This window comes from Pseudoalteromonas rubra, assembly GCF_005886805.2.
GTDB classification, from domain to species: domain Bacteria; phylum Pseudomonadota; class Gammaproteobacteria; order Enterobacterales; family Alteromonadaceae; genus Pseudoalteromonas; species Pseudoalteromonas rubra_D.
Genome location: NZ_CP045430.1, coordinates 1,313,364 through 1,336,785 on the forward strand (window position 1 = coordinate 1,313,364; position 23,422 = coordinate 1,336,785).

Below are 23,422 nucleotides of genomic sequence, written 5' to 3' on the forward strand. Positions count from 1 at the left end.
TCACAGTCGTGTCAGCCAGATTGCCTTACCCAACCCAGGCAAAGCTTGTGCTGATATAATATGCGAGGTGCGTCATGCTTGATACCCTACTGTTGTCGCGTATTCAATTTGCGGCAAATATTAGCTTTCATATTCTATTTCCAACCATAACCATTGCTTTGGCCTGGTTCCTGGTTTTCTTTAAATTCCGTTACGGCCAAACTGACGAGCAGGTATGGCTGAGAGCATATCGATTTTGGGTTAAAATTTTTGCACTCACTTTCGCGCTGGGTGTGGTGAGCGGCATTACTATGTCTTTTCAGTTTGGCACTAATTGGCCCGGATTTATGGAACGCATAGGTAACATAGCCGGACCGTTGCTCGGCTATGAAGTGCTCACAGCCTTTTTTATGGAAGCCACCTTTCTCGGTATTATGCTATTTGGTATGAAACGTGTTAGCCCGCGTCTGCATACCTTTTCTACCCTCATTGTAGCGGTAGGCACTACCCTGTCGGCATTCTGGATACTCTCTTTAAACAGCTGGTTACAAACCCCCACTGGTTACACACTAGTCGATGGCGTGTTCTATCCTGACAACTGGTTTGAGATAATCTTCAACCCCTCATTTGGTTATCGCTTTGCTCATATGCTCCTGGCCAGCGGACTCACAGCATCCTTTCTGGTAGCAGGAATTAGCGCCTATCGGCTATTAAAAAACGACCACAAGCATGCCCCCAAATTGACATTGAAGGTAGCGCTAAGTGTTGCTGCACTACTGGCACCACTACAGATGTTTGTCGGAGACCTGCACGGCCTGAACACATTTGAGCATCAGCCGCAAAAAGTAGCCGCAATGGAGGGGGTCTGGGAGACTGAGCAAGGTGCCCCCCTGTTGCTATTCGCAATTCCTGATGAAAGTACCCGAACGAATCATTTTGAAGTCGCTATTCCTAACTTGGCCAGTTTGATCCTCACTCATAAGCTAGACGGTGAGATCAAAGGTCTGAACGAGTTTAAAGGTGAGCACCCTCCGGTTAAACCTGTCTTTTTTGGGTTCCGAATAATGGTGGGGATGGGTTTACTCATGATCCTAGTGGCGGCAGTGACACGCTACACATTGTGGCGGCATTCAACGCTGCCAGATTGGCAACTTAAAATACTAGTAGCCATGACCTTCTCTGGCTGGATTGCTACTTTGGCAGGCTGGTATGTCACAGAAATTGGACGCCAACCTTTTATGGTAAATGGGCTAATAAAAATTGAAGAACTAGTCACCAGTGTCCCGGGAGAGCATGTGCTGCTTACATTAGTAGGCTATCTTACTGTCTATGCTGTACTACTCACAGCTTATATTAAAACACTATTTTATACCGCGCGTAATGCCATAGAAGTTGAAGAGTATCAGACAACACCGATTCAGGGAGGTCAATATGTTTAGTGCTGAATACCTGGCTTTGCTTTACAGTTCACTCATGGCACTTGCGATCATAGTGTATGCTGTGCTCGACGGCTATGACTTGGGGGTTGGTATATTGTTGCCGGGCCAAAATAAACCCGCTGCCGATACTATGATTGCCTCTATTGGCCCTTTTTGGGACGCCAACGAAACCTGGCTGGTACTGGCTGTCGGTCTTGCGCTCATTGCCTTCCCCACCGCACATTCAATCATACTGCAGGCACTGTATCTGCCTATCGCTTTTATGTTGCTGGGTTTAATTCTAAGGGGCGTTGCATTCGATTTTCGTGCCAAGGCCAAAACACGCTACCGTGAAACCTGGGATCGCTGCTTCAAACTGGGTAGCCTGATCACCGCTTTTTCACAGGGATATATGCTGGGCCTGTATGTGATGTCGTTTGAGCACAGTCTGGCGAGCCACCTGTTTGCAGCACTCAGCGGGGTTGGTGTCATAGCAGCTTATACCTTAATAGGCGCTGGCTGGTTGATCATGAAATGCGAAGGTGAGATACAAAACTCGGCTATCCGTTGGTGCCGGGTGAGCAATCTCATTGCTTTGTTGGGCGTATTAGCGGTCTCGGTGGTAAACCCACTTATAAACACTTACGTTCAGACGCGCTGGTTTGGCACCGAGATAAGCCTGTTATTGTTGCCACTGCCCCTTATCTGCATGGTACTTTTTGTGCTTCAAGACAGAGTGCTAGTAAAGCTCAAACAGACCCCAGATCAAGGTTGCTGGTTGCCCTTTGCCATCACAGTGGTGATATTTTTACTGTGCTTTTTTGGTCTTATCTATAGCTTTTTCCCTTTTGTCGTCCCTGGCACATTAACCATATATGAGGCACTTGCTGACCCGTCTGCACTCACCTTTATGCTATACGGCGTCGTACTGGTGGTACCAGCAATCATCGGTTACACACTATTCTCTTATCGGGTTTTCTGGGGAAAAACACAGGACCTGAGCTACTACTGATTTTCACTTGCATTAGCCCAACCAAAAAGGCAGCCCGCACGCTGCCTTTTTTATTTGCTTCGTTTAGTTGAAAACTAAATTTTCGGATAGCCAATGCGGTCAGACAAATACCCGACACTGGTGGCAAAATAATAGCTGCGATTCCAGTTCATCAGCGCTTTGTAGTTATTGTAAGCCAGATACATACGGCCGTTCATGTCATCAGGCATCACCAAAGCCGCACTAATATTCACTTTTGGCAAATCTGTACCATCAGCACGTCTGACGCCCAGACTTTGCCACTCTTGTAGTGAGCGTTCAGAATCTCGCCAAAACTCAAGCCACTGCTTGTGATTTTTTGAACCGCGCTTCAGGACATACTGGCTGGGGAAATCCTCCGGCAACTTTACCTGACGGCCCCAGGTCAGACTGTCATTCCAACCAACACTCTTCAGATAATTGGCAATAGATGCCAGGGCATCTTCTTTGCTGGTCCAGATATCTTTCTTGCCATCTTTGTTGTAATCAACAGCATAAGAATTGAAGGAGGTGGGCATAAACTGGGATTGACCCATTGCACCAGCCCAGGAACCTTTGAAATTGTCGACATTCACATGGCCATCTTTAAGAATGTCCAATGCAGCCCATAGCTGTCGTTTATAGAGGGCTTCCCGGCGACCATCAAATGCCAATGTCACCAGTGAGCTAATCACCGGATAGCCGCCCTGAACCCGGCCAAAGCTACTTTCAAGTCCCCACAGTGCAACGATAAAGCGCCCCTGCACGCCAAAGTCTTTGCTGATCTTATCGAGCAGCTCTTTATTCTCTTTATACAGCTTACGTGCACGCTGAACCTTCCAGTCCGGTACACGTTTTGGCAGATAAGTTTCCAGCGTCTCAACGATTTCAGGCTGGTTCTTATCTTGTTTGATGACTTTCTTTTTGAATTTGACTGTGCTGAACGCCTTTTCTATAAGAGCGGGTTTATAACCGCGCTCAAGCGCTTCAGCCTTTAAAACTTCTACATAACTGTCGAAACGCGCCTGATCATCCGCTTTAACAGTTTGCGATGCCAGACATAAAGATACTAATAATGCGGATAGTGTTTTAGTCACTTTTTACTCCGTTTTGTCTTTTTAATTCGTCCAGAAGATTCTCTTGTGGAGGCGGCAGCTGCAAATAAAACCCATCATCGATTAATTTCTGCTTAACGTTACTTAAATCAGCAGTACCGAGTTTCTTGCGTTTTGCTAAATCCACAATGATTACAAATATTGGCGTACCAAAAGTAGCCATTAAAGGGTCAGGGACTTTGCTAAAATCGTCTCGTTTTTCAATAAAAAGATAGGTATCGGCTTTTTTACTACTTTTATATACTGCGGCTAGCATTATAACCCTATAAAATCTTGCTAATCTGAGAGCAGCACTATACCATGACCTATATAATATTTGGAAAGTTTTGCGACTCTCAAACGTACAGAGTACGGGGTCAGAACAATATTAATCAGAGATCGCACTGGTATTGAGCGCTTATGTCTACACAGTCTTTTGAATTGAAGGGAAACCTGTTTACTCTCTCAGTTTTACACCTCTTCGATGCCGACCTTGGTAATGTAAAACAACAACTGAGTGATAAAATTTCCCAGGCTCCAAAATTTTTTAAAGGAGCACCTATCGTAATCAATCTTGCTGACGTCCAGGAACAGAGCATTGTACTCAGCGATTTAAAACGTATTCTTGCAGCGTTAGCATTAAACCCGGTTGGTATTTGTAATGGTACAGAACAACACAATGCCGAAGCCAAAGAAATTGGCTTGTCTGTACTAAACTATACTAAAGATGTTAAGCCTGTTACCCAAGATAGCCAAGACACACAAATTGTTGAAAAAGAAGTTTATCTTGGAGCCCAGGTCATTAACGGCACTGTGCGCTCCGGGCAACAAATTTACGCGAAGGACCGGGACCTTATTGTACTAGGCGCAGTCAGCCATGGTGCAGAGGTCATTGCCGATGGCAATATTCACATCTATGGCACGCTCAGAGGGCGTGCTATCGCTGGTGCGCAAGGAAATCATGAGGCGAGTATCTACTGTCAGAAACTTGAAGCAGAGCTTGTTTCGGTGGGCGGCAGTTATTGGATCAGTGACTCTCTTCAGGGTGAGCACTGGGGCAAGGCCTGCCAGATTTCACAAAATAACGAATCATTAGAATTAACAGCATTGGTCAAAGGATAATTCAGATGGCAAAGATTATTGTCGTAACTTCAGGTAAAGGTGGTGTAGGTAAAACCACGTCAAGTGCAGCGATCGGCACCGGTCTTGCGCTTAAAGGATACAAAACAGCCATTATCGACTTTGATATTGGCCTGCGTAACTTAGATCTCATCATGGGCTGCGAACGCCGTGTCGTTTATGATTTTGTCAACGTCATTAATGGTGAAGCAAACCTTAATCAGGCACTGATTAAAGATAAACGCGTTGAAAAACTCTATATTTTACCTGCCTCACAAACGCGCGATAAAGATGCGCTGACAAAAGAAGGCGTTGAACGTGTTTTGAAAGAAATGTCAGAAGACTTTGATTTCATTATCTGCGACTCACCCGCTGGCATCGAAGCTGGTGCAATGATGGCACTCTACTTTGCCGACGAAGCAATCGTAACAACCAACCCGGAAGTTTCTTCCGTTCGTGACTCTGACCGTATTCTGGGAATTTTGCAAAGCAAATCAAAGCGCGCAGAAGATGGTCTGGAGCCCGTAAAGGAACATCTGCTGCTTACGCGTTATAATCCAGAGCGTGTAGAAAGCGGCGACATGCTGTCCGTCGAAGATGTTCAGGAAATCCTGGCAATAGACTTACTCGGCGTGATCCCAGAATCCAAAGCTGTGTTAAATGCGTCTAACTCGGGACAACCTGTGATCCTTGATACAGAATCTGATGCAGGTCAGGCATATAGCGATGCGATTAATCGCTTGTTAGGTGAAATCATCGACTTCAGATTTTTGAATGTTGAAAAGAAAGGACTGCTAAAGCGGATTTTTGGAGGTTAATGTGTCTTTACTTGATTATTTTCGATCCGAGAAAAAGTCCAGCGCTTCGCTGGCTAAAGAGCGGCTACAAATAATCGTTGCCCATGAACGCTCCAAGCGTGGCACCCCCGATTATCTGCCTCAGTTAAAGCAGGACATACTCGAGGTGATCCGTAAGTATGTCAAAGTTGACTCCGATGCAGTCAATGTGCAGTTTGAGCAAAACGAAGACGATTTGGCCGTATTAGAGCTTAATGTAACGCTTCCGGATGACGAACAGAAGTAACAACCAAAAAAACGCCGCACGATGTGCGGCGTTTTTGTATCTTAAAGCTATTCAACCTGCCATTTAGAAAGTGCGTCTTTTAACTGACTATGACGCCAGCCCAAAAACAAATCTGGCTTCATAAATTTATTTCTCTGCGCATCATCTAGTTTCCAGTTCCACCCTATTACCTGATTAATTTGCTTTTTAGATGCAAACACATCCAGCGGGATCCCCTGCTGTTTAGCCACTTCCGCTATCGATTGTTTAATTTCCTTTGCCGCCCCTTTGTAACCAGGGTAATCAATCAATCTCTGAACCCGTTTTGGCAACTCAGCCTCCGCTACTGCTTTACCAGCTTCAATGCACGCTAGAATTTCTTTGCCAGAACGATTTACTTCCATTTGTTCCACTCCTGGAACATTGCGTAGGCTATTCAATGAACCTGGTCGACGTTTTGCTATTTCAACCATGTTTTGTTCTTTCAATACAAAATTAAGTGCCAGATTTTTCTTCTCAGCCTTGTTTTGTCTCCAACTCGCAAGCTCACGTAATACAGCCAAATCACGGGGTTTGAGTTGCCAGACATTTTTCACATTCAGGTAAAGATAATCATCCGGTGTTCTGAAAGCGCGCTTTTGAGCGATCAAGTGGGATTCGGAGATCACGATATCTGACAGACCTTTCTCTGCAACCTTTTGACAAAGGCTCTCATAGCAGGGTAACAGATAAAATACATCCGCCGCAGCATACTCAAGCTGGCTTGCCTGTAAAGGACGTTTGAGCCAGTCGGTTCTGGACATACTCTTATCCAGTTCAACATCCAACATCGCTTTCACCATATTGGCAAATCCCACACAATTACCCTCTCCGAGCAACTGCAATGCAAACTGTGTATCAAATAAAGGCGCAGGTACAAACCCAGCAAATTTCTGGAACACCTCGATGTCTTCAGAGGGAGAGTGAAGTACTTTTACGATCTGCTCATCACGAAGTAAATGCCATAACCCTGAAAAGTCGAGCTCACTTAATGGATCTATCAGAGCAAGATGCTCCCCGTTATAAACTTGTATCAAAGCGATTTCAGGATACAAAGTTCTGCGACGCATAAACTCTGTGTCTATCGCAAGCACTTTGCTATTTGATAGCTTTGCTGTAAAAGCATCAAGCTCAGTTTGGTGTTGGATAAATTGATACTGCACATTTACTCCCTATAAAAAACCGGCTTTCGCCGGTTTCTTTTTACTTTAATGCCCTACGCAATATTTTGCCAACATTGGTCTTAGGCAATTCATCTCTGAATTCGACCAATTTGGGGACTTTATAATTGGTTAGCTTGTCGCGACAATGACTTATTATATCTTTTTCTGTCAAAGATGGATCCTTTCTCACAACAAAAACTTTTACCTGTTCACCGCTCACTTCATGCGGTACACCAACCGCAGCGACTTCCAGCACGCCTTCGTGCATCGCAACGATTTCTTCTATCTCGTTAGGGAACACATTAAAGCCAGAGACCAAAATCATATCTTTTTTACGATCTACGATATAGAAGAACCCTTCTTCATCGTAAATAGCAATATCACCAGTTGCAAACCAACCATCCTGCAAACATTCAGCTGTTGCATCAGGACGATTATAGTAGCCAGCCATAACCTGAGGCCCTTTAACACAAAGCTCTCCAGGCTCTCCCAACGGCATCTCCTCACCCTGATCATTAATAATTTTCAGGTCTGTACTTGGCGCCGGCAAACCGATTGAGCCGTTATAGCCATCGATATCCCATGGGCAAATTGTAACCAAAGGCGCACATTCTGTCAGGCCATAGCCTTCCATAAGTTTACTTTTTGTGACTTTCTGCCAACGCTCTGCAACTGGTCGCTGCACGGCCATTCCACCACCAAGAGACACTTTCAGTGTTGAGAAGTCCAACTCTGAAAATCCGGGTGTGTTTAGTAAACCGTTGAACAATGTATTTACGCCAGTAATAACCGTAAAGGGATATTTTGATAGCTCTTTAACAAAGCCAGGCATATCCCTTGGGTTAGTGATAAGCAGGTTGTGACCACCATACTTCATAAAGGTAAGGCAGTTCGCTGTAAGTGCAAAAATATGATACAGAGGTAACGCAGTAACAACTACTTCACGGCCTTTATCAAGTACTTTATCAAGGCAGCCAGAAACCTGCTCCAAATTCGCAACCATGTTGCCATGAGTCAGCATTGCGCCTTTGGAAACCCCTGTTGTACCACCCGTGTACTGGAGAAATGCCAGATCTGTCAGTGTCACCTCAGGTACTTTATATTGCCCGGGGTCTGCACTTATGGCGTGTGCAAAAGGCTGTGCATCAGGCAAGTCATAATCTGGCACCATTTTTTTAAGCTTTTTAACCACGAAGTTGACTAAATGCTTCTTGACGCCACCAAGCATATCACCAATTTGTGTCACAACTATGTGTTTAACACCCGTCGTTGGAAGTGCCTTTTCGAGTGTATGTGCAAAGTTTGCCAATATGAAGATTGCTTTCGCTTCTGAATCATTAAGCTGATGCTCGAGCTCCCTCACTGTGTACAAGGGGTTTACATTAACGACCGTACAACCAGCTCTCAATACGCCTAAAATGGTGATGGGTGTTTGTAGCAAGTTTGGCATCATAACCGCCACTTTGTCCCCTTTACCTAATTTAAGGGTGTTTTGAATATAACTGGCGACTGCCTTGGTAGCTTCATCAACTTGTTGGTAAGTCATTGTTTTACCCATGTTACTGTATGCTGGTAACTGGGCAAACTCTCTAAAACTTTTGTCGAATAATTCAAGCAGCGAGTTGTAGTGTTCTGGGTCGATTGTTTCCGGCATCCCTTCGGGGTAGCGCTTTAACCAGATTTTTTCCACTCTTAGCTCCTGTGTTCTCGTTATTTTTTATATTGGTCTTACCTTAATATAATTAAGGTACACAAACAATTGAGTAAATACTCTAAAGCTGAGATAGTCCCACATTTGACACAAATATACAATCAGGAAACGTCGGGATGTTTTATATGTGTTAAAACCTGTTCTAACACTTGCTCCGGATTTTCCATGTGACAATGGTGTCCACCTGCTACCTCGATACATGTAAACGCTTCAAAGCATTCAGAAAACTGCCCTAAGCTATGCTTCATTTGTGCGTATCCAGACGTACCCATAATTGCCAAAGTTGACGTTTTAACACCTTTCAACAGCGACTGTGCCTGAGCACGTGAGAAACGCGTCGTTGAAGGCAACTTCAATTTAGGGTCCGTCGTTAAGCGTGCGCCCTCCTCAAGCTCTTCTATATTTCGCTCCATTAATATAGCAGCTATTTCTTCATTGAAATCGCTAACTTTAAGCCGCGCTTTGATGATAGCTTGTTTATCAGCAAACAGACGCAATGTTGTTTCATTAAATTGTTCAACTACCTGCCTTGCAGCAAAGGCGTCAAGCAACTGTTGCTTAGCATTCTTATCGCTTTGATATAATAGACCAATACCATCTATCAGTGTCAGTGTATTTACTTTTTCAGCATATAGACTGGTGAACAGTCCGCCCACCAAAGCCCCCATTGAATGCCCGACGATGTGACAATGCTCTATGTGCTTGGCACGAAGAAAAGCTAAAACATCATAAACATATTCTACAAAATAATAATGCGCATCGGCACTTCTCCAGTCCGAATAACCATGACCCGGAAAGTCCAATGCAATAAACTTAAACGCCTCTAGCGCACTGTTTGGCAAGTTATCCAATAGGGGTAAAAAGCTGTTGCTGTTATCCTGCCAGCCATGCAGCATCAGGATAACTTGCGCTCCCTCTCCCATTTCCTGGTACGCGAACCCGTCCACTCGCCCTTGTTTTATCTTGTTTTTATTAGTAATCAACATAAATTCATATTCTTATTGAACGTATTACATTAATATTCTACGCATTATAGCTCGCGTGCAAAGTACTAATCACTGTTCTGACAATGGTTGACTCATTGCCAAGACGAGCAAAAACACGGGAACATTAAGGATCATCTATGACACGCAACATTAGCGCTCTGGCGTTTGCTCTGGGCTGTACCTTGTCAAACTCAGTATTTGCTGCACCAAAAAATATCATTTATATGATTGGTGATGGCATGGGGCCAGCCTTCACTACAGCCTATCGTTATATGCAGGACGATAAAGCGACCAAAGTCGTCGAACCAACTGTATTTGACTCTATCCTGGTGGGTATGGCGCATACCTATCCAGACGACGATACCGTAGTGACGGATAGCGCAGCCGGCGCTACAGCACTCAGTACAGCAGAAAAAAGCTACAATGGGGCAATTGCGGTAGATACACATAAACAATCGCTAAAAACAATGCTGGAAATTGCAAAAGAGCGAGGGATGACAACAGCACTTGTGGCCACATCCCAGATAAACCACGCCACCCCAGCGAGTTTCGCAGCGCACAATGAGTCAAGACGCAACTATGACGAAATTGCTGACGATTACATCGACAATAAAATCGCAGGTAAGTTACCTGTCGATTTATTGCTAGGTGGTGGTACCAAGTACTTTGTTCGTGAAGACAGAAACCTGATCACTGAATTTAAAGAATCCGGATATCAGTATGCAGACGCGTTCAGCGAGCTGGATTCGCTCAGCCGCCTTCCTGCACTGGGTTTATTCGCAGAGGTTGCGTTTCCTCATGCAATAGACAGTGAGGAGCCTAAGCGACTGACTACAATGACTAATAAAGCCCTGGATTTGTTGCACAATCACAACGGAAAAGGCTTTTTTGTAATGATCGAGGGCAGTCAAATCGACTGGTGCGGACACGCCAACGATATTGCTTGTGCAATGAAAGAGATGGACGATTTCGCTGGCGCAATCACTGCCGCTAAAGCCTATATCGACAAAAACCCAGACACGGTATTAGTTGTCACTGCTGATCACTCTACAGGCGGCCTTACTCTGGGAAGCAATGGCGTGTATCAATGGAAGGCTGATGTTGTCGCAAAAACGAAGGCCTCCGTCAAAGAACTCACCAACGTACTCTCAGAGGCTAAGCCAAAGCAAATGGCCGAGACCTGGACGCAGCTGACCGGTTTGCCCTTTGACGAAGCAACTAAAAAGAAACTTATCACTGCAAAAAAAGACTCAAAAGAGGCCTTGTATAAAGCAGCGAATAACATCATTAATGATGCCAGCTACACAGGCTGGACAACCAAAGGGCACACCGCAATCGATGTGCAAGTATTCGCCTACGGTGAAGGACGTGATGCATTCATTGGCTCCCTCAACAACACGCAAATTGCTGAAAAGTTAATCTCTTATATAGAGAAATAACAAGTATACTGCAAAGCGGATCGGCACAGCCGTTCCGCTTACTCAGGGTGCGGAAATGTTTGCAGTTTCTTGTCTGTTACTGATAGCCTGGTTCTTTAGCAGCCCCATGGCATCATCTATTGGCATGGCTTTGTAATATAAAAACCCTTGCACGCAGTCTACCTGTGACTGTTTGACCAGGTTTTCCTCTTCTTTTGTCTCTACCCCTTCAGCGACTAACCGGAAACCGAGTTTAGCGATCATCTCAGAGAGGTTCGTATATAGAGACACAGACTTACAATTATAGCTCTCAGGCAGCAAACTTCGATCTAGCTTAATGGTGTCTATATTAAGTTTTGATAACACTGATAGACAAGAATACCCTGTACCAAAATCATCCATAGCACAGGCAATCCGATGCTCACGAAGTAAATTAACCACATCAACCGTGCGATTAAAGTCCTCGATGTAACTGGATTCAAGCAATTCCACCTCAACCTGACCCGGGTAATCCGCAAACGCTTTCACGATCCGTTTGTACCCGCCCGTTAACAAATTTTGCGGCGAAATGTTAAAACTGACTTTGGGCCTGAATCCAGCTCTGGCAAACTGTTCTAGGTCTACTTCTAGCTGGTCTATGACGAAGTTATCTATGATATGTAATAACGAATGCTGCTCCAGGGTTGCCAAGAACCAAGGACCCTGAACCTGTCCATCCGTCTCTTTCAACCTCAATAAAGCCTCAAAACCAACAACTTCTTTTGTGTAGGGGTTGATCTTTGGCTGATAAAATAACATTAGTTCACCGCGATTTAGCGCATCTGTGACTTCTTTCAGACTGTGTACGTTGATCTGCTCTTCGCGTTGAGAGCGAGTGTACGAACTTTCTGCTCCCGCCTCTATCAATCTGCCAGTCGTGAACCGCTTCAGCAGTACATCCAGCGCCTTACCAGACAAATTATGATCACGGTTAAATTTCAAGAATGGATAGTACAACGCAGCATTAAGCGCGATCAGCAGGACCTGGAGCACGACACCACTGATACTTTGCGTCAATAACCAGCCACTGATAAACACGGGCGTAAACCAGGGAATATCCATTGCCGGTGCGAGTGCAATAACGCCAGTTGAAATACACACGTAGGAGATCAGCGCGTTCAACAAAGGGCTAAGCAAAAATGGGATAAGCAGATACGGATTAAAGACAATAGGCAATGCGTAGAGCATCACCTCACTGATGTTAAATAACGCGAGCGGTGATGCTATCATTGCAATACTCCGCTCGTGACGCGCATTTTTGAGCAGCATAGCCGCGATGATCAGGCCCCAGATACACCCCGTTCCGCCTATAATGACGAAGCAGGTGTAGAAGTCGTAACTTGAAAGCTGAGGTAACACCAGATAATCGGTCAACTCCCCCGACACTAATAAGTGATATGTGTTATCTCCATGAACACCTATAAACCACAGTAGGTGAGAAAAAATAAGCTGTGCCGAAATTTTCTCGAACACACTCCAGGTCGGATTAAGAAGCTTTAAGGTACTATGAAGCTGGCCGGTAAAATGGTCGAATAGCGGGATAACTAACAAAATAATCGCGGTAACGAGAATATAGGGAATAATCAAATTCAGGTGTTTACGCAAAAACAAACTAATCGAGCTGATCCCCACCAATCTGAGCCAGCGGATCCGCTCAATGTAAGCCAGCAGGTAACAACACAGGACCGGCATAAGCAGAGAATATAGCATGCCATTACGGTGCACTATATTCAGCGCCCCCTGACTGATCTCAATGTAACCTGTCGTCGCTGTGAAGCAAGCCAGCACTAACACAGGCCCTGCAATGGTGTGTATTTTAAGGTTCTTAGAAAGATAGTAACTGAAAGAAATGAGCGTAAGTAACGGAAAAATCCCCCATACCAGCGTATTAAAGTCACCAAGCGCTTGATACTTTAATTTACTCAGGTCGTCGCCAAGCCATTGGTTTAGAAGAGTAATTACTGATGCAACAATAAAAAATGGGATGAGCGCGATATAACCTTCTCGCAACGACAAAACAACCGTATTTGAAGAAAGCTTGAGTGCAAACTGGTTAAATCTGTTCAGCAAACGCGTGACCATAAATTGTTATTTTCTTTTAACATTACTCCAAAAGCAGATTAAAACAAATGAATTGACTAAATTTTTGCTGAAAAATATTCAAGCCGAAAGACGGGGCTCAGGGAGGCGCTTATTAAGACAAAGAGTAATTATAACCGATTAGGTAAAATGTCAGGCGTAAATGCTGACTCCAAGTAGTGACTGAACTTCGCTTCGCCGTTCTTGGTTTTGAATCGCACTATAGGATTGTATAGCAACACTGGTTTTAAAATTAGGTTGATCATAGATGACATCTCTTTTGTCATCAGTATACTGCTGGGCCAGTGCGACACCCGCATCGGAGTATTTGAGTTTAGCAGCTTGCTGAACTGGCGCTTGGGTGTCACTCGCAGCAGGTTTAACAACCGACTGTCTCAGTTGATAAGTATCCTGATTTTGAACAAGCTGGTTGATTTTCATCAGTCTATATCACCAAAAACCCAATGCACCAGTATAAGATTAGCCCGTTACTCGCGTCCGGGCAACTTCTTCCAGGTCACAGTATCCCTAACATACTGGGGCTGAGCGTCTGCAGCATTAACAACCTTACCGGCTTCAAACTGAGCAATGCCGGTATCTAACATATATTCAGCATGCGGCAGCGTAATATCGTTATGTACTTCGAGCCCGAGCTTTTCAGCGACATCCGAATAGGTCTGCCAGCCAGTGCCGACTGCAAGTACGCCTTCAAATTCGCCGTCAATAAGCTCAGGCTTGATCACTCTTTCTTCACCCAAGGCAATCGCCTGATTATTATCCGAACGGGTATAATGACAAAGATAAACCTCGCCCATACGCGCGTCAATCGCAACCAAAACCTGCTTTGCTTGGGTTTGCGCAAATGCCTGTTGTGCCATTGCCTGAAGCGTCGAAACACCTGCCAGTTGCAAGTTTCCGGAATACGCTAACCCCTGGGCAACAGCGACTCCGATACGTACCCCAGTAAAACTGCCTGGTCCACGGCCAAATACCAGACCATCCAGATCTTTAAGCTGACAACCTGCTTCAGTAAACAGTTGCTCGACTAAAGGCAATATTTTCTGACTATGTTGCTGAGGGCACTCTTCAAAGTGGCGATACAGGTTGCCGTTGTACGACAACGCCAGGCTCAGAGCTTCCGTTGAAGCATCCAGGGCAAGCAAATTATATTTCATGCTGGTCAATATTCTCTAAAAATGACAACGCCTTATCCAAATCGCGAGTACGTGACATGGGAGGCAAACTTTTAATAAAGGTTTCACCGTATTTTCGCGTAACCAGACGATTATCGCAAATAATTAGTACACCTTTGTCTTTCTTATCGCGGATCAGGCGCCCTACTCCCTGCTTTAAAGCAATGACAGCCAGTGGCAGCTGAATTTCATCAAATGGTTCCTTATCCTGCAATTGGGCGTCTTTCATCCGAGCCTGCAATAACGGATCATCCGGCGAAGTAAATGGCAGCTTGTCTATAAGCACACAACTCAGCGTATCACCACGTACATCAACCCCTTCCCAAAAGGACGCGGTGCCCATTAAAACCGCATTACCATGGCGGACAAATTGCTCCAGAATAATCCGCTTTGATGCTTGCCCTTGCATAAACACCGGGTATTCTGTCGCAGTACTCAGTCCTTCATACACCAAGTGCATCACTCGATAACTGGTAAAAAGCAAAAACGTACGACCCTGGGCTGCATTGATCACTTGCTTTGCGATTTTAACCAACGCATGCGGCATCATTTCATCTTTGGTTTCAGGCAGATAACGGGGCAGACAAAGCATGGCCTGCGATTCATAGTCAAACGGGCTGTCGACAATGGCCTGATGATCTGGTGCCAGACCCAAACTGTCGTTAAAGTGCGCGAGGCTATTGTCCACCGATAAAGTTGCAGAGGTAAACACAAAGCTCGCTTCGCTTTTAGCCATCATGTCTTTAAATCGATTAGAAACATCCAACGGCGTGATATGAATTGTCAGGAAACGACGGGTGGTTTCGAACCAATAACTAAAGCCCGACTGAGTAACATCAAAGGCCCGGTCGAGTTGTCCTTTAAACGACAAAACCCGCTCCAGCGGATGTTCTATCTTATCAGAGCGGTCGAGGCACAACTTAAGCACCTGATATAAAAAGTCCAGATTACTGATCACCCTGTGCAGCGCATCGCAGATCACTTTGTCCTGCAACTTTTCTCGCCAGTCTCCCCTTGCACCTTCCCCCCCAAACACAAGTCGCAGATCGGCTACACTGGTCTCCAACTTATTCAGCGTTTTGCCCAGTTGCAACATATCCGGAATGTCACTTCGGTAAATCAACCTTAAATCATTAATGAGCGCCTGTAGCTGTTTAGTACTGATTGACTCACCAAAGTAATCAGATGCGATTTCACCAAGCTGATGCGCCTCATCAAAAATATAGGTATCTGCGGTTGGCATTAACTCTGCAAACCCCGATTCTTTCACCGACATGTCAGCAAAAAACAAATGGTGATTAATCACAACCAGATCGGCCTCCGTCGCTTTTAATCGGGCTTTACGTATATAACAGTCGGCAAAATCCGGACAATCCTTACCTAAGCAGTTGTCCGCAGTCGAGTTAACATAAGGCAGTACTTTGGCGTCTTCTTCAATACCCACACAGTCTGCGAGGTCGCCGCTTTGTGTTTCAGTAGCAAACTTAGCAACCATGGCCAGCTGGTGCATCACATCGGGGTCGTCACTTGGCACATGGGCCACATGTTCATTCAGCCGATAAGTACACAGATAATTCGCTCTACCCTTTAACAAAGCAACCTTACGGCCTTTGCCAAGCGCTTTAAGTAGCTCCGGCAAATCTCTATGATACAGCTGCTCCTGCAGAGCTTTTGAGCCGGTTGAGATGATCACCTTTTTATCGTTCAGAAGTGCAGGAACCAGATAAGCAAATGTCTTACCTGTCCCGGTACCCGCTTCCACCACACACTGTCCACCCTCTTTGACCACCTGATCTATGGCTTCGGCCATATCGATTTGAGGTTGTCTTGGCTGATAACCGCTAAAATGGTGAGCCAGGGGACCGTTTTCTGAAAAGTACTGAGTGATAGACAAAATTAAAGCACTGCATAATGACTGGGCGAGGCAATTTTAGGGTGGATAAGGGGCAAGCGCAAGTAGGCATGGTTGTGTATCGTGGTCCGTCAGATCCTTTAAGTTCTGTATTCTCTGGTGCACCTGGAGTGATGTTATACCACATTACACGTACTCCGAGAAAAGAGGTACCTGGCTCTATAGCCCTAGAATAGTTGAGTTCTGTCAATATACGGCGCCAATTCACTTTTATGACCTAGGTGGCTTTTCGCCTGTGAGATAGCCAAGTTTTACAATAGGTTGGAGCAAGACCTAATTCCTTGAAAGGAGAATTTCACTAGGCAAGCTTAGTATCTCAGGTTATAAACCTTATGATTTTAACATAAAAAAGCCAGCTACTGCTGGCTTTAAGTAATAAGTATTCCGAAATTTTAACTGAGATATAGTTCCAGGTAAAAGAACATATTAAGCGCTATAAGTTTCATTTAGAATTAGCCCAACCAATTACAACTTCTTTTAGCGGGACATTCGATTCAATAATGATAGTGTCATAACTTTTTCCTAATTCAGCATTTTTAGGATACTTAAATGATAAATCCATTGAATTTTTACTTGTCGAATATCCCACACTCCTTAGCGTTATCTTATCTCCTGCACTACTTTCAATTAGGTGAACAACAACACTGCCTTTAGGAAACTTTTCAGACAAAACATCCAATTTTTCTATTACATCCCCACCTAAAAATTCATCAACCATTGCTGTAACATCAATATTAAGCCTCGCATTGTAATTTAAAGCGTCAATAGAGTCTGTTAAGTTGAATTTATGCTGACCATTAATAGTAATAGGCTCAGGTGTTAACAACACAAACTTAGACAAGAAAAGTATCTTTAAAAGCTCAATCATTATTTGATATTTCTCCCTTTAAACTTCTTTTATCACGGGCTATTCTCTAGGAAAAAGCAGCGCTGTAATGCTTGAAAGCCTGTTAAAATAATTTTGTTCAACAGTATCGATGCCAGATAACTGCGAGGTTGCCTTTGCCTGGCCCCCTGAATTACTGCACACTATAACTTCGACCATATCAAATTAAAGGTCATAGCTGATAACCATTAAAGTGTCGAATCAATTGAGCATTTTCTATAACGTACAAATTGGCAGACAACGTCAAAGCACTGGATAATGACTGGGCGAGGCAGTTTTATGGCATATAAAGAGTAAGCGCAAATAGGTATGGCTTAGTCGAGTCAGTGTGGCTTTACATAGCGGTACATCAGAACCTTTTCAACATTCTCTGGTACACAGGGAGTGTTGCCTATATCACGCTCGACACACTAGTAACTTTTATGCAATAACAAGCAAACTATTAAACACAGTAACTAGGATACGTATTTCTTAAGCAGAATAAAATTAAAATGCTCTCAACCTTTTTATAAAGGCTCTATTTTAACAGAAAAATAAACCCCGCCTGAAAACGGGGTTTATTTCCTTTGGGAATCTTATAAACACGAACTCTAAATATCAGAGTTCAGTGCATATATTAAACTTTACTTTTTCAGGTACCCCCCTGAAAAAACTCAACTACCTCACTATAGAAGTAAAATAAGTTGCCACCTTTATCCAGGAAGAGATACCAAAGTGACACTAAAATAGCGAACACCCCCAAGAAAAGAATTCCTAAAGCACTACCAGCGATTCCTGAAGCTGGAGAGCCCTTTGGAAGCTTCCCAAACCCATAGCGAGCAAAAGCAATATATGATAGCCGTATATAATAAATGCCCGCAGGCAGAACCAGTACTACAATACCTAACGTAAAAAGAGTATAGATAAATAAGTCGAACCAGTTATTGATTTCCAATATTACCTCCTATGACAGCTCCTATTGCAGTACCATGTTGCCCATAATTTACTGGTGTCGATACGGATGGATCAAAAATAGTTGTGTTAGGCGCCTTGTAAATATTCTTGCCAATATTGCCTGCTACATTTCCAGCCAACCCTCCGGCAGCTCCAAGTAAAGCACTCCTCGCCACCTTTTCAACATCTATTTTTTCACGACATCCCGATTTAGAATTATTAGACTTATCAGCTTCCTGATAAGAGGTATTAATAGCTCCTCCTAGCGCACCTGCAAGAGTAGCCCTAACTGCAGTTGAGCCAAAACCACCTAAAGCGCCAGTCCCAGCAGCCACAGCCAATCTACCTAAATGCAATTCTCGGGAACTAAGCTGATTATAGCCTTCATAAGCGAGGTTTATGAAGGCACCGATCACTTGCGGCACCCATAACCCATTGGGGTCGATATTGCTTACAGGATTACTTACTGCATAAATGTAAGTGTTACTACCCCCCTTCAAACCAATCGGATCAGACTGAAGATATCTGCCAGAATTAGCATCATAGTCCCGGAAAATATTATACCACGAGTCTTTTTCAGCGTCGTAGTATTGACCAGGGAAGCCAATATTGAAGCCTCCGACGCTATCCAGGATCACACTGCGGTTGAATGCATAAAGTTCAGCCTGCCAGACGACCTGCTTTGATGCATCCGTAAGCAGCTCCGGGCGACCCAAATGATCGTTGTGTACATAGTAGACTTGGTCATTGTTAATATAAGCAACAACTTGCCCGTTGAAGTAAATGTATTGCTTTTGTGTCCCCTCTGCCATTAGCTGCCCACTCTGACTGTAAATAAAGTGGGTCTCAGTATCGTCTACCTTTTTAGATACACGTAAGCCCAAAGCATTGTACTTGTATTGCACACCACCTGACACACCAACGAGGCGATTGAAGTTGTTATAGGTATAGCTACGTTTACCATCATTAATAATGTTACCGTTGCTATCGTAACTGAGTGAGAATGTTCCCTCCGATCCTGCAATTTTACTCAAACGGTTGCTGTTGGATGCGTAAGTCAGAACATCATCCCCTTTATCTGCTCGCTTTATAAACGGAATAACGGTCGAAACACGACCGTGCAACACCAGCCAACCAGCTTTCTTTTCGCCCATGGATGACTCTTTCTTTCGATTGCCGACTCTATCATAGCTATAAGTGCTCCCGATGCCGCTAGTGCCTTGTTGCTCGGAGGTCAATCGACTTGCACTATCATAACCCAGGTTGCGCGAAGCATCGGCGTTCTGTTTGTTGGTAATACTGCTAATCAATCCCGATTTGCCATAGGCATATGTCAAATCCTGCACCCCAGACGTTTTGATAGAGGAGATTCTGTTGCCGCCGTCACGGGCTAAGGTTCTCTTAAGACCATTACCGAAGTTAAACCCCGTATTTGCACCAGTAGCGTTATAAGAGATATTTGAAATCAACGTTCGGTTCGTACCATTCGTATTGACTAACACACGACTTACTGTGTTGTCTTTGTTATACTCATAGACAACCTTGTTCCCCCCTGGGTAGGTAATTTGTGAAAGCCTGCCATACTGGTCGTAATCATGACTCGTTCTGTAGCCTATGCCATTTATCGTATTTGTTTGGGTTGTGGGGTTACCGGCACCATTGTAACCAAAAGAGGTAGAACCAGATGGGTCGGTAATTTCAGATAATAAACCATTGCGATACTTGAAACGATGTAATTTCCCATTAGCGCTTAAGCGGATTAACCTACCGTGTTCGTCATAGTAATAATATATTTTATTGCCTTTCGCATCCGTTTTTTGCTTCAACATACCGTTATCATAGTAATAAAAATGTGTTGAACCGGTATCGGGGCTTTGTATTTTCTTTACTGTACCATCAGAGTTGTGGCTATAAATAGTTGTGTTAAAACGCGCATCTCTGACAGAACTAAGTTTATCATCGTTATAGTTATATTCAGTAATGCCACCATCCGGAGCTGACTCAGCAATAACTCGATTTAGGCCATCATATGTATAGCTGGTAATACTACCACGAGCGTCTTCTATGGATAATATGTTACCTACATTATCATAAGTGTACTCTCTTAATAATTTACCATTGAGCGACTCAGTGAGCTTTCTTCCAAGCTCATCATAAGTTGCTGACGCTAGGCTGTGCTTTTGGCTGGTATTGGATGATTTATAAAACTGCTGAGACAGGATGTTACCCATTTTGTCAAGCGTAAAGCTAACCACATCACCATTATTTTTTTGGATCTTTGTTAGTCTGAATGCCTGATCGTAGGTGTAATCGATAACTAGCCCAGTTGAGTGTTTTTCTTGTGTGACCTGTTGCATCACATTGTATTTATACTCAATCTTAGCTTGGGACTGACCATCCGTAGTAACTTTAGTTTTGACTTCACCTCGCGGATAATAAGTAAATGTCTCAACCAAACCAGTTGGGTAGGCTATCTTGCCAACTCTGCCAAGTGCATCGTAGGACGAATAAGCCGTTCTTAGCCCTTTCTCTATTATTTGGGTTAAGTTGCCTTTTGTATCGTAATAGTAGAAGCTGGGCGAATCACCAAGTTTACTGGCCTCTACCTTAATTGTATTAATCTGATTATTGCTATAATAGGTGTAGGTTGTGTTAACATACTGTATTACTGATAAGTTGTGATCCGTTTTCTCCCTTCTGGATATGTCTCCTTTTGAATTATAAGTGTAGTTTATAATATAACCTGGGCCTGCTTCCGATGAAATCTTCCTGTTTTCATTCCATATGAAACTATAAAGTGCTTCTTCCTTAGTTCCTTTTGCAACCACCTTAGTAATAACATCTCCAACGGCGTTATAACCATACTCAGTTACATAGCCATTTTCGTTGGTAACTGTTTTTATATAACCATTATCATCGTACGTTTTAACCAATGACATACCGGGACAATAAGTTGAAGGTAGACTTTGTTTCTCTGTTTCTTTCCCACCTTCAAAGCCATACTTTACTTTGTGACCCAGCGGGTTGGTGATTTCGACTGTTTTACCACCAAACCCGGATTCATATTTAAAAGTATGCTTGTCTATACCATGTGCATGTGAGCTCGAAATCGCTCGATTGCCATCACTTTCGTATTCGAACCAAGAATAGCGAACTGAATTATAGTATACACCGGTAAGTTTTTTATAGTTATATTCAGAGTTTATATATGAAGAATTAGCATAAGTATAACTAATTGAGTTACCGTCTGGGAAAGTGACAGATTTCAAAGAATAGCTATCTGAAAGTATCGGTTCTTTGTAATAGTTGTAAGTATACTCGTGACCCAACTGGTCGATCAATTTAACAACTCTACCACCACTAGTTACCAATTTAACATAGTTACCATTTGAACTTTCTATCTTTATCAAACCAGGTGTTCTTATAAATGAGTGACTGACCCCATTTTCTAAAGTCACCTTTATTAGCTTACCATCAGCACTATAAAGCTCTTTATCCCCTTTGCTCGATGTGAATTCAAAAGTGCCGTTACTTTTCTTAACGACTGTTGCACCTTTCATGTACTTTTCAACATCGCCAGTGGCCTCATAGTTAACACCATCTAGGCTTTTAAAATATACTTTCTTTCCATTGTCTAGTACTTTATAAAAGCTATAGTGCCTATGATATTGGCCCGGACCGCTAAAGTTTTCCAATTTTACATCCAGAATTGTACGCCAGTACCATCCGAAAGAACCATTTACAGCAGCGCTACTGTCGTACGTCCGGGAAATCGAAATTGGGTTAAGGCCACCGCCAATAAAGTCAACAAATTCCTCAACCTTAGCTCCATCCTGATATCGAACAGGGTTACCAGCCGTCGTACACTCATTTTCTTCTTTAACTGAATTGCCACCTCCACCAAGCGAGTCTCCCGTGTAGGCATCATAGTAGTTATTTGGATCTGAATCCAAATAATTGTTAATATCCAAGGGCTCGTAATCATCGAAATCATCCCCGGGGGTTACTACCATGCATTCGTCTGCTTTACATGGAGGAGGACCACTGTAGCAGTCGGTACAATCGTCCTGCGAATAGGCATTGGCAGAGTTTATACCCCAGCCCCATTCTAGCGTTTGAACATCTTCTGATGTCTCTTCATCTATATAGGTGTGTGTGGTAAGTGTTAAGTTTGTCGTGAACAACGCCAAATATAACGCTGACTTTTTGACACTAATCTTCATTAATTCTCCTTGGAAGATTGTTTTTTAGTAATTTATCAATTTTTTCAAAAGTAGAGAGTATTTGCGGGCATTCGAAGACGACTGTGCCTTCAGGGTATCGCATAGCCCTTGGTACTAATACATTATTGTCACATAGCGACTTTATAACGCTTTGAATATAGTCCACTCTCATGTTCAGTTTTTTAGCAAGGCTTGGTAAGAAAACCACAGGGTGGAACCAAAGAAATCGAATGACTAAAAGGTGTGATTGCGCCTGCGGCATCAGGATAAACGGAGTGGTCAGGTTTCTATTTGTAGTTTCGATTAAATCCAGACATTGTGAGCCTGTGGCCTCAGCCCAAGTCTGTGCCTGTGTCCAATAATCACAGTCAACATACTCCTTTGAGGTTAGATCATATTGATGTAACGCGTTAAAGTAGTCATTTTTATCAGCAGAAAGGCGATATAAAAAGCTCAGTAGAAGGACTGGCTCCTTATGCAACTGAGCAACAGCCAGGGCTCTCGCCGTGCGACCATTAGCATCGTAGAAAGGGTGAATATTAACCAGTCTTGAATAATTAACTATTGTAGTTAATAAATTAGATTCTTGACACTTAACATCGCTAACATATTCATTTATTAAATCATGTAAACGGTCTGGTGATGGGGGGATGTATAAGCGTTCACCATTTGGCGCTGAAACCTTGCACTCAACCTTTCTTATTGAGTCATCAGGTTGACCGTTTAATAAAATAGCATTGACTCGGCACAGAGAGCTTAAGCTAACTCCCTGGTTAATAAAAAGACTAACTGCCTGATTAAAAGCTCGATTTAAATGAGCTTGCTGAAGTACTGCCTGATTACGAAAACCTGCTTGTGATTCAAAAAGCGCAATCTGCGCTCTCGTCACCCCTCTTGTCTGTCTTAAGCTAGAACCACCGGCTAAATAACGTACAAACAAGCGAGTTAAAATATCACCTTTTATGAAGTCCATCTTATAAAAAATAAAAAACTTAAAATACAGCACCACGTTATATCATATTTATTCCTGTTTTATGAATAAATTTACCAAACTAATGAAAAGATATAAATTATTGCAAGATAAGCTTCACCAAACCGCCGGAAAAGAACAAGAAACCTTAACAAATATTATAGGGTAAACACATTTGCAACAAATAAT

At 43.4% G+C, this 23,422-nt stretch carries 19 protein-coding genes; 6 read left to right on the forward strand and 13 right to left on the reverse strand.

The window, feature by feature from the left end; all coding sequences use genetic code 11:
• Window positions 1-74: 74 nt before the first annotated feature.
• Both CWC22_RS24225 and cydB read left to right on the forward strand, forming a co-directional pair.
• The gene (locus CWC22_RS24225; RefSeq protein WP_138539508.1) at window positions 75-1,418 is read left to right on the forward strand and encodes a cytochrome ubiquinol oxidase subunit I; all 1,344 of its coding nucleotides are present in this window, start codon (window positions 75-77) and stop codon (window positions 1,416-1,418) included.
• Window positions 1,411-2,409 (forward strand): cytochrome d ubiquinol oxidase subunit II, encoded by a 999-nt coding sequence (cydB, locus tag CWC22_RS24230; protein WP_125556966.1) that lies wholly within the window; start codon window positions 1,411-1,413, stop codon window positions 2,407-2,409. Before CWC22_RS24225 ends, cydB begins: the two co-directional genes overlap by 8 nt.
• Before the next feature lie 74 nt (window positions 2,410-2,483).
• Here the strand turns inward: cydB and CWC22_RS24235 are convergent, their stop codons facing one another.
• Both CWC22_RS24235 and CWC22_RS24240 read right to left on the reverse strand, forming a co-directional pair.
• Entirely contained in the window at window positions 2,484-3,503 is a 1,020-nt protein-coding gene (locus CWC22_RS24235) for a lytic murein transglycosylase (protein WP_125556968.1), read from the reverse strand.
• Window positions 3,496-3,777 (reverse strand): YcgL domain-containing protein, encoded by a 282-nt coding sequence (locus tag CWC22_RS24240; RefSeq protein WP_125556970.1) that lies wholly within the window; start codon window positions 3,775-3,777, stop codon window positions 3,496-3,498. Before CWC22_RS24240 ends, CWC22_RS24235 begins: the two co-directional genes overlap by 8 nt.
• Window positions 3,778-3,920: 143 nt before the next feature.
• On the opposite strand from CWC22_RS24240, the gene minC reads away from it, so the two are divergent.
• Genes minC through minE form a run of 3 tightly spaced genes read left to right on the forward strand, consistent with a single transcriptional unit; the run spans window position 3,921 to window position 5,702 of the window.
• Window positions 3,921-4,622 carry a septum site-determining protein MinC gene (gene minC / locus CWC22_RS24245; protein ID WP_010381220.1) on the forward strand — a complete coding sequence of 234 codons (702 nt, stop codon included), beginning with the start codon at window positions 3,921-3,923 and terminating at the stop codon, window positions 4,620-4,622.
• Between the two features lie 5 nt (window positions 4,623-4,627).
• Complete coding sequence (gene minD / locus CWC22_RS24250) at window positions 4,628-5,437, forward strand: septum site-determining protein MinD (RefSeq protein ID WP_010381217.1); 810 nt, start codon at window positions 4,628-4,630, stop codon at window positions 5,435-5,437.
• A 1-nt stretch (window position 5,438) separates the two neighbouring features.
• Complete coding sequence (minE, locus tag CWC22_RS24255; protein WP_010381216.1) at window positions 5,439-5,702, forward strand: cell division topological specificity factor MinE; 264 nt, start codon at window positions 5,439-5,441, stop codon at window positions 5,700-5,702.
• A gap of 47 nt (window positions 5,703-5,749) precedes the next feature.
• Here minE and rnd read toward each other — a convergent pair whose 3' ends face one another.
• The 3 genes from rnd to CWC22_RS24270 all read right to left on the reverse strand — a co-directional run bounded on the left by rnd (window position 5,750) and on the right by CWC22_RS24270 (window position 9,580).
• Window positions 5,750-6,883: a ribonuclease D gene (gene rnd, locus CWC22_RS24260; RefSeq protein WP_138539507.1), complete on the reverse strand. Its 1,134-nt coding sequence runs from the start codon at window positions 6,881-6,883 to the stop codon at window positions 5,750-5,752.
• A gap of 40 nt (window positions 6,884-6,923) precedes the next feature.
• Window positions 6,924-8,573, reverse strand: coding sequence for a long-chain-fatty-acid--CoA ligase FadD (gene fadD / locus CWC22_RS24265; RefSeq protein WP_138539506.1), 1,650 nt, complete (start codon window positions 8,571-8,573; stop codon window positions 6,924-6,926).
• Between the two features lie 122 nt (window positions 8,574-8,695).
• Window positions 8,696-9,580: an alpha/beta fold hydrolase gene (locus CWC22_RS24270; RefSeq protein WP_138539505.1), complete on the reverse strand. Its 885-nt coding sequence runs from the start codon at window positions 9,578-9,580 to the stop codon at window positions 8,696-8,698.
• Between the two features lie 137 nt (window positions 9,581-9,717).
• Between CWC22_RS24270 and CWC22_RS24275 the strand changes: the two genes are divergently transcribed.
• Entirely contained in the window at window positions 9,718-11,019 is a 1,302-nt protein-coding gene (locus CWC22_RS24275) for an alkaline phosphatase (protein WP_138539504.1), read from the forward strand.
• Between the two features lie 42 nt (window positions 11,020-11,061).
• Here the strand turns inward: CWC22_RS24275 and CWC22_RS24280 are convergent, their stop codons facing one another.
• The 8 genes from CWC22_RS24280 to CWC22_RS24315 all read right to left on the reverse strand — a co-directional run bounded on the left by CWC22_RS24280 (window position 11,062) and on the right by CWC22_RS24315 (window position 23,272).
• A complete protein-coding gene (locus CWC22_RS24280; protein ID WP_230090680.1) occupies window positions 11,062-13,107 on the reverse strand; it encodes an EAL domain-containing protein in 2,046 nt (681 codons plus the stop codon).
• A gap of 162 nt (window positions 13,108-13,269) precedes the next feature.
• Complete coding sequence (locus CWC22_RS24285) at window positions 13,270-13,557, reverse strand: hypothetical protein (RefSeq protein ID WP_125556984.1); 288 nt, start codon at window positions 13,555-13,557, stop codon at window positions 13,270-13,272.
• Window positions 13,558-13,604: 47 nt separating this feature from the next.
• Entirely contained in the window at window positions 13,605-14,291 is a 687-nt protein-coding gene (gene tsaB, locus CWC22_RS24290) for a tRNA (adenosine(37)-N6)-threonylcarbamoyltransferase complex dimerization subunit type 1 TsaB (protein WP_138539503.1), read from the reverse strand.
• Window positions 14,281-16,203 (reverse strand): ATP-dependent DNA helicase, encoded by a 1,923-nt coding sequence (locus CWC22_RS24295; protein ID WP_138539502.1) that lies wholly within the window; start codon window positions 16,201-16,203, stop codon window positions 14,281-14,283. Before CWC22_RS24295 ends, tsaB begins: the two co-directional genes overlap by 11 nt.
• Before the next feature lie 460 nt (window positions 16,204-16,663).
• Window positions 16,664-17,089, reverse strand: coding sequence for a hypothetical protein (locus CWC22_RS24300; protein ID WP_138539501.1), 426 nt, complete (start codon window positions 17,087-17,089; stop codon window positions 16,664-16,666).
• Between the two features lie 649 nt (window positions 17,090-17,738).
• Window positions 17,739-18,041, reverse strand: coding sequence for a hypothetical protein (locus CWC22_RS24305; RefSeq protein WP_138539500.1), 303 nt, complete (start codon window positions 18,039-18,041; stop codon window positions 17,739-17,741).
• A complete protein-coding gene (locus tag CWC22_RS24310) occupies window positions 18,028-22,263 on the reverse strand; it encodes an RHS repeat-associated core domain-containing protein (protein ID WP_138539499.1) in 4,236 nt (1,411 codons plus the stop codon). Before CWC22_RS24310 ends, CWC22_RS24305 begins: the two co-directional genes overlap by 14 nt.
• On the reverse strand, window positions 22,253-23,272 hold the full coding sequence (locus CWC22_RS24315) for a Fic family protein (RefSeq protein WP_138539498.1): 1,020 nt from the start codon (window positions 23,270-23,272) through the stop codon (window positions 22,253-22,255). The genes CWC22_RS24310 and CWC22_RS24315 overlap by 11 nt, the downstream gene beginning before the upstream one ends.
• Between the last annotated feature and the right edge of the window lie 150 nt (window positions 23,273-23,422).